The sequence below is a fragment of the Camelimonas abortus genome, from assembly GCF_042432745.1.
Taxonomy (GTDB): domain Bacteria; phylum Pseudomonadota; class Alphaproteobacteria; order Rhizobiales; family Beijerinckiaceae; genus Camelimonas; species Camelimonas abortus.
Map to the genome: position 1 here is coordinate 1 of NZ_JBHLWR010000001.1, position 7,336 is coordinate 7,336.

Below are 7,336 nucleotides of genomic sequence, written 5' to 3' on the forward strand. Positions count from 1 at the left end.
CTTCGAAAGCTGACCAGGCGGGGTCTGCGTGGCGTCAAGCTCGCCGTCTCAGATGCGCATGAGGGCATCAAAGCCGCAGTATCGAAGGTGCTCTGCGCTACCTGGCAGAGGTGCCGGGTGCACTTCATGCGCAATGCTTTGGCCCATGCTGGAAAGAGCGGACGGCGTGTCGTCTCCGCCTTCATTGCCACGGCCTTCGCTCAGGACACGTCGGAGGCGGCAAGCACCCAGTGGCGCAACGTCGCCGACCAGATCAGGCCAAAGGTGCCGAAGCTCGCCAGTCTCATGGACAGCGCCGAGCAAGACGTGCTCGCCTACATGACCTTTCCCAAGCAGCATTGGCCAAACTTCACTCGACCAACCCGATTGAGCGATTGAACGGCGAGATCAAGCGGCGGACAGAGGTCGTCGGCATCTTCCCCAACGACGACGCTATCGTGCGCCTGGTCGGTGCACTGCTGCTCGAACAGAACGATGAATGGGCCGTCCAGCGATCCCGCTATATGACCCTTGAGACAATCGCTACGATGAGCGATGATCCACTCATCAGCCTGCCAGCAACAAGCTGACACTCATCCGACCCTCTGGGATGAGCCGTGGCCGTCTAAGCTACACCACGTCCTGGGACATCATCACCTGCGCTCTTAACTGCGTCCTTATGAGCACAGCTTCAGCACAAGGCACTGTCACGACAAGGCGGCCTTCGCCGGAGGCTCACTTTGCTCCGGGGGAGCGACTGGAATGAGCGCTGTCGAGACTGCGAAAGCTGCAGGCTGGATCGTTCCGGCGAGGCCGGCTGGCCGGGCGGTCAGGGCCGCCATGACGCGCCTCGCGGCCCGGTGACGTCAGCCCGGGCTGGCCCTGTTACAGGCGCGCCGCCCGCCCCCGCCGGCCGGCGACGACTGGCGGCATTGATCGCGCGCCTCTTCTCTTGACTATTACCTGGACGGACGGCTGCAACGGCGAGGAGTCCATGCTGCGCATTCCCTATGAAAACCTTCGCATCACCGAGGAATCCCATGAGGGCTTCCGCGTTGAAATTCTTCCGGTGGCGACAGCGCGGTGAGCCTCCGCGAAGGCCGCCTTGTCGTGACAGTGCCTTGTGCTGAAGCTGTGCTCATAAGGACGCAGTTAAGAGCGCAGGTTCATGCAAGTGGCGGTTATTTCCGGATCCGAACGTCGCCGTCGCTGGAGTGCGGCGGAGCGCGAAGAGATTGTGCTGGCGTCAACCATGCCCAGCGCGGTGATTGCGGAGGTCGCGCGCGACGGTTCGGTGTGGCCACCAGCCTGATCTACAAGTGGCGCCGCGAGGCCCGGCAGGCAGCGGGGAGGTTCGTGCCGGTTGTCCTGACAGAGGATGAGGGGTCTGCGCCGGTGGCGGCGGGCTCAAGCCTGGAAGCTGTGGCGGGCGATGAATGCAGCCCGGGGCCTGAAGGCGCCCCGGTGATCAGCGTCACCCTTGTCACAGCGCGGATTGATATCCCCCTTTCAGCCCCGCCTGCGCTGGTCAGCGCCGTGCTGCAGGCGCTGCGATGATCCCCGCCGGCGCCCGGGTGTGGATCTGCTCTGGCCACACCGACATGAGGAAGGGCATGAATGGCCTTGCGCTGCTGGTGCAGGAGCATTTCCGGCGCGATCCCCATTGCGGCGACCTGTATGTCTTCCGGGGCCGCGGCGGCGCACTGTGCAAGATCCTGTGGCACGACGGGATCGGCATGTCGCTCTATGCGAAGCGGCTGGAACGCGGCCGGTTCATCTGGCCTGCGACAGGGGGCGGCGCGGTTGCCTTAACGGCAGCCCAGCTCGGCTATTTGCTCGAAGGAATTGACTGGCGCCATCCGCAACACAGCTGGAGGCCGCGCAGCGCCGGCTGAGCAAAAATAGTTTGGCCAGACGGCATTTTGGGGCGCCACAAACGCCCTGATCTGTGATTCACTACGGTCATGAAAGCCATGGCCAGCCCCGTTCCTGACGATGTCGCAGCGCTGAAAGCGGCGCTCGTCGCGCCGCCGTGGAGCGGGCTGACCGGGCCGAGGCAGAAGCCGCCGCAGCCCGGGCCCGGCGCGCCGATGACCAGGCGCAGATCGCCCATCTGAAGCTGCTCATTGCGAAGTACAAACGTGAGCGCTTTGGCGCCTCATCGGAGCGGACCGCCCGCCTGCTCGACCAGCTTGAGCTGCAGCTGGAGGAGCTTGAGACTGGCGCGACCGAGGACGAGCTTGCCGCAGAGAAAGCCGCCGCCCGCGCGACCACGCCTGTCGCCGCGTTCCGCCGCAGGAAGCCCGCGCGTCAGCCTTTCCCTGAGCACCTGCCGCGTGAGCGGGTGGTGGTTGAAGCCCCGCGCGCCTGCGCCTGCTGCGGCGGCGCGCGGCTGAGGAAGCTGGGCGAGGACATCACCGAGACGCTGGAGGTGATCCCGCGCCAGTGGAAGGTGATCCAGACGGTGCGGGAGAAGTTCTCGTGCCGCGACTGCGAGGCCATCGCCCAGGCTCCAGCGCCGTTCCATGTGCTGCCGCGCGGCTGGGCCGTCCCCGGCTTCTGGCCCAGATCGTGTTCGAGAAGTTTGGCCAGCATCAGCCGCTCAACCGCCAGTGCGAGCGCTATGCCCGCGAGGGCGTGCCGCTGGGCCTGTCGACGCTGGCGGATCAGGTCGGCGGCGCTGCCTCGGTGCTGGCCCCGCTGTTCTCGCGGATCGAGGCGCATGTGCTGGCGGGCTAAACGGCTGCATGGCGACGACACCACGGTTCCGGTGCTGGCGAAGGGCAAGACCGATACGGGCCGGCTCTGGACCTATGTGCGTGACGACGCCCCCTGGGGCGGCCCCGCGCCACCGGCGGCTGTCTTCCATTACTCACGCGACCGTCGGGGCGTTCACCGCAGGAGCACCTCAGGGCATGGAGCGGCATTCTTCAGGCCGACGCCTATGGCGGTTACAATGAGCTGTACAGGCCAGAGCGCGCGCCAGCCCCCATTCTGGAGGCGGGTTGCTGGGCGCACGCAAGACGCAAGTTCTTTGAGCTGGCGGACATCGAAAGCGCCGCCGCAAAACGGCCAGGGGATTGAAGCCGCCGTCCGTCTATCCGCGGGCGCTGGAAGCTGTTCGCCTGATCGACAGCCTGTTCGCGATCGAACGCGACATCAATGGAGCCAGCGCCGACGGGCGCCGGGCCGTGCGCCAGATGCGCAGCGCGCCGGTGATTGCGCAGCTGGAGGCATGGCTTGGCCAGACCCGGGACCAGTTCAGTCGTGGCCATCCCCTGGTGAGGGCCATCGGCTATCTGAGCCAGCGCTGGCCATCGTTCACGCGCGCTTCCTCGATGACGGGCGGATCTGCCTGTCGAACAACGCCGCCGAACGGGCGCTGCGCGGCGTCGCCCTTGGCCGCAAGGCGTGGCTGTTCTGCGGATCGGATCGCGGCGGACAGCGCGCTGCGGCGATGTACAGCCTGATTGTCACCGCCCGCATGAACGACGTTGATCCTCAGGCGTGGCTGGCCGACGTCCTCGCCAGGATCAATAGCATTCCGGCTGCGCGTATCGATGAACTGCTGCCGTGGAACTGGAAGGCAGCCACCACGGGGTAAGGCATAGCCTGAGGCGGAGGCGTCTCAGATGTGGTGCTCACCGCATGCTTACGGAGCAAATCGCTCCATGGGGGAATCTTGCATGGGACGTCCGCGCCGGAGGTGCGGCGCGGCACAGGCGGGGCCGGCGTTCAGGCGCAATGTGCGGGGGGCCAGACCCCGCGCCGCGCAGGCCGCCGTCGGGCCGGAGCGCCTGGTCGCGGGCGCACGCGCCTCCGTCCGCCTGGCTCCCTTCCGCCGGCGCAGGAGCCGGCGGGCCGTCACCTGGCCTCCAGCACCGCCTTACAGGCCGGGGGCAGGTCGGCGAGGGTCAGCGGCCGCGGCGGCTTGCGCGGCGGCCGGGTTTGGGATGCAGCACCTCGGGGCTGAACCACCAGTCAAGCTCGGCACCGCAGCCGTCGCCGGGCGGCGGCGGCTGTTGCGGCCGGCAGGTGGGGGCGCCGCCGCAGTCCAGCCGCACGTGAAAATGGTAGTTGTGGCCCCAGGTGGGGCGGATCTTGCGCAGCCACGCCCGGTCGGCGCCCGCGTCGCACGTTGCGGATCCTAATCCGCGCTGAGGTGGGGGCGGTGTCGCCGCCATTCCCGGACTGGCCCACTGTCAGACGTCGCGGCGCCTCTTTGGCGTCCGCTGGGCAACGCGTGTTGCACACCGCATGGGGGCGGTTCTGCGTCCCTCTGATGACAGCCGTCACTTCTTCAGGCGATGCCTGCGCGTGCCGGATCCGAAACGGTATGGCCTGAACAGGCGAAAGCTTTGGAAGAGGCATCCCGCCGGCCGACGGCTGCCGGCGGCTGGCGACGCAGTATGACCGCCACGCCCAACGCGTCTCCTTCAGCCATTAGCCATTATACTTGCCGCTGCTCTCAGCGAGAGGGCGGTTTGTCCTCCCCGGGCTGGCGTCTACTTTCCTCCTCAATCATGGCGACAGCAAGCGCCCGATGATTGTCTTTGCGCTGCCCAAGCCGTTTGGCAGGCACCCCTGCCACGATTGTAAAGGGCGGCACATTTTGTTTGACCAGGCTGCCAGCGCCTACCGCGACGCTTTCACCGATACAGACACCCGGCAACACTATGCTGCCAGCGCCAACAATCGCATGTGCTCCGACATATACGGGGGCATCCTGGACGCCTCTGTACTTTAGTGGGATCGTCGGGTTGGTCATGGCGGCGCCACTGTAGTCATCGCTTGAACTGAATATCGTACACCGAACCGAGATCGTTGCGAAATCGCCTATATCAACAAGCATACGTCCCAGTATCGCGGTATATGCCGATATATGAACATTGCGGCCAATACGAAGTCCGTCCGCTCCCGCTGAAAGGATGCAAAAAGCATCGATCCGGCAATAATCTCCGACCTCAATCCGGTCTGCTCCAAAGAGCAACGCATGCCTGCTGATTCGCACGTGGCGCCCCAACCGTTTCAGGCCCAGACCTGCCAGCTCCCTGTCATCCAGAAAGTCGTTTTCACCGGCGATCCTCCATGAATGACCGGATAACCGCGCACACGTGCAGGACTTCCCTCTCGGTCAGGTCGTCGGACAGGGGAGGCAGACGATACGTCGACTGATATCGGCTGTAACCGTCAGATCGCCCACCGCCGAAAGCCGGGCGAAATATGGTTGCTCCGCGATATGCGGATTGAAGTACTGTGCAGCTCCGATGCCCGCTGCCGATAATTTATCAAAGAGAGCCTCCCTGTGTCGCTCAAGCCGTTTAGGCAGAAGCGCTGGCATAAATTGATACGCTACGCGATTCCCGGTCAGACGCTGGAAAACAAAATCTGGAAGATTGTTGATATACGTTCGCGCAAGGGCTTCGCGAGCGGAAATGACATCTTCGAACTCTTCAAGTTTCGCGAGGCCCAGCAATGCGCCGATCTCACTCAGCTTGGAATTGAGCCCGGGCATCGTCGCTGTCCGCGGCTCACCGAAGCCAAAATTCCCCATCACGCGTAGCCGGGCGAGCCGATCAGGATCACTGCAGTAAATTAACCCGGCCTCCGCCGTTGCAAATGTCTTTGTGGCGTGCATCGAAAAGACGACAGGCCATCTGAACCCTTCGCCGAAACCTGCGCCGGTTTCGGTTTTTGATCCTAAAGAAGCTGCGGCGTCGACGACTATGCGACGTCATACTTGTTGGAAAGCATGTCATAGCGCGTGAGGTCGAGGCAGTTGCCAAAAGTAGCGTAAGGAATAATAACATCAATTTGATCTTTGTATTTTTGGAGTAGCTCTTCTTCTGACCGTACGCAGGGAAGCCATGTTTCGGGTCGATATCGCACAGAAGAGGAACCAGCCCGGCCCAGATCGCGGCATGCGCCGTTGCAGCGAATGTAAAGGATGGCATCAGCGCATAGCGACGCCGGCTGTCGTAGGGGGCCTTCATGACATCCCTGATCGCGAGCATGAGCCCCGTCGTTGCGTTATTGACCGTCAGGCAGCCGCCAAGATTGCCGAAAAGGCTGCGAGTCAACGCAGCTTCGAGGCGGGTGTTTACCGGTCCGTAATTTGAAAATATTCCTGAATTTTCGATTTCTTCAAGCTCCGCCACGAGCTGACTCAATCTGGGTGGTTTGGGCCGCAGAAACGGTATCAGCATTATGATTCGCTTCCTTGAATTACCGAATCGTCCATTATCATTTCATGAACTGCCATTCACCCAAATGGAAGGGGTGGAGCGCTCAATCGTCCAGAAACCGTTCATTCGTCTGCTGCAAAAAGGCGGCTGATTGCGCTCCCTGAAGTGGAGTAGCAGTGGCTCGTTTACAAATAGAGTTGAGGGCGCAGGAGCTTGATTTTGCGAAAGCGGTTCCAGTCACCTGGCTCCGACATACGGTAAGCATTCACGTCCCACGGAAACCGCGTGAAATAACGATGATAAAAAACAGAACCAGTCGTCACTTGGCCAACGACAAATTCTCCATTGCCCAAGGTGATCCATTCGCCATCGGGCCGCTGATACCGAAATCTGTGCCAAAGGAAGTCTGCCCGGTGCTCTAGCGCGTTCGTGAGCAGTGTTTCAATGCGGTTTCCGGTCATCGCATCGTCGTCGTCCAGATGCGTGACAAAATCACCCTCGCACAGCTCGAGGGCCCGGTTCATTGCGTTTGTGCCGGCGACGCGCCACCTATCGATGCCGGGTGGTGGATAGGGCCCCCGCTCGGGGAGGTTTACAAACGTAATTCGGCTGTCCCTGATCTCGGCCAGCCTCTGTTCGGTATCGTCGGTGCAGTGATCGCCAACAATAATGATTTGAAGATTGCGATAGGATTGCGCCAGCACGGACCTTAGAGCACGCTCAACCAGTAACGCGGAGCGATCTGACGTCGCGATGCAGACGGAAACCAGCGGCTAGCTTTGGCGTAAGCGTCCCAGTAGGTGGGGTCCTGACGTGCGAATTGATATTTCTGTAACTCTTCCGCCAGTCCTTCCAGTAAACCAAGCGCCCAGTCGAGGCGGTCCCGCTCCAGAATGTGCTGACTTTCGAGCGTGAGGATTCGTTCCGTATGACATTTAAGCTCGAGCTCGCGGAACCGATCTTCTAGCCGCTGTGCCCGCTCCGATAACGCACAAATTTCCTCGTCGTGACGCCGCTCCAGTTTATGAAGGCGTTCAAGAGCGTCTGCAAGCTCGGTCCGTATCGCATGTTGCTCGTGTGTGGTGCGTCCAGGCGGGTGGCTAGGCCAAGCGACAGTACGTGCCGGATAATTCGGGGAAGTACGCGAATTTTGGCGGAATTTTTTTTTGCAG

The 7,336-nt window shown here is 62.3% G+C and carries 8 protein-coding genes and 3 pseudogenes; 6 read left to right on the top strand and 5 right to left on the bottom strand.

Annotated features, from left to right (window positions below; translation table 11 throughout):
• Positions 1–24: 24 nt before the first annotated feature.
• The 6 genes and pseudogenes from ACFFJB_RS00005 to tnpC all read left to right on the top strand — a co-directional run bounded on the left by ACFFJB_RS00005 (position 25) and on the right by tnpC (position 3,583).
• Positions 25–569: pseudogene (locus ACFFJB_RS00005) on the top strand (transposase).
• A 362-nt stretch (positions 570–931) separates the two neighbouring features.
• Entirely contained in the window at positions 932–1,066 is a 135-nt protein-coding gene (locus ACFFJB_RS00010) for a hypothetical protein (protein ID WP_376828486.1), read from the top strand.
• 81 nt (positions 1,067–1,147) lie between these two features.
• Positions 1,148–1,291, top strand: a complete 144-nt coding sequence (locus tag ACFFJB_RS00015) for a hypothetical protein (RefSeq protein WP_376828488.1) — start codon at positions 1,148–1,150, stop codon at positions 1,289–1,291.
• Complete coding sequence (locus ACFFJB_RS00020) at positions 1,276–1,536, top strand: hypothetical protein (RefSeq protein WP_376828490.1); 261 nt, start codon at positions 1,276–1,278, stop codon at positions 1,534–1,536. The genes ACFFJB_RS00015 and ACFFJB_RS00020 overlap by 16 nt, the downstream gene beginning before the upstream one ends.
• The gene (gene tnpB, locus ACFFJB_RS00025) at positions 1,533–1,874 is read left to right on the top strand and encodes an IS66 family insertion sequence element accessory protein TnpB (protein WP_376828492.1); all 342 of its coding nucleotides are present in this window, start codon (positions 1,533–1,535) and stop codon (positions 1,872–1,874) included. The genes ACFFJB_RS00020 and tnpB overlap by 4 nt, the downstream gene beginning before the upstream one ends.
• Before the next feature lie 78 nt (positions 1,875–1,952).
• Positions 1,953–3,583, top strand: a pseudogene (tnpC, locus tag ACFFJB_RS00030) (IS66 family transposase).
• A 310-nt stretch (positions 3,584–3,893) separates the two neighbouring features.
• On the opposite strand, the gene ACFFJB_RS00035 reads toward tnpC, so the two are convergent.
• The 5 genes and pseudogenes from ACFFJB_RS00035 to ACFFJB_RS00055 all read right to left on the bottom strand — a co-directional run.
• Complete coding sequence (locus ACFFJB_RS00035) at positions 3,894–4,163, bottom strand: penicillin-insensitive murein endopeptidase (RefSeq protein WP_376828494.1); 270 nt, start codon at positions 4,161–4,163, stop codon at positions 3,894–3,896.
• 950 nt (positions 4,164–5,113) lie between these two features.
• Positions 5,114–5,707, bottom strand: a complete 594-nt coding sequence (locus ACFFJB_RS00040) for a DegT/DnrJ/EryC1/StrS family aminotransferase (RefSeq protein WP_376828500.1) — start codon at positions 5,705–5,707, stop codon at positions 5,114–5,116.
• A gap of 148 nt (positions 5,708–5,855) precedes the next feature.
• Positions 5,856–6,185, bottom strand: a pseudogene (locus tag ACFFJB_RS00045) (DegT/DnrJ/EryC1/StrS family aminotransferase); the annotation flags it as partial.
• A 164-nt stretch (positions 6,186–6,349) separates the two neighbouring features.
• Entirely contained in the window at positions 6,350–6,868 is a 519-nt protein-coding gene (locus tag ACFFJB_RS00050; RefSeq protein WP_376828496.1) for a glycosyltransferase family 2 protein, read from the bottom strand.
• A 5-nt stretch (positions 6,869–6,873) separates the two neighbouring features.
• The coding region (locus tag ACFFJB_RS00055) for a hypothetical protein (protein WP_376828498.1) at positions 6,874–7,336 on the bottom strand (463 nt) is incomplete at its 5' end.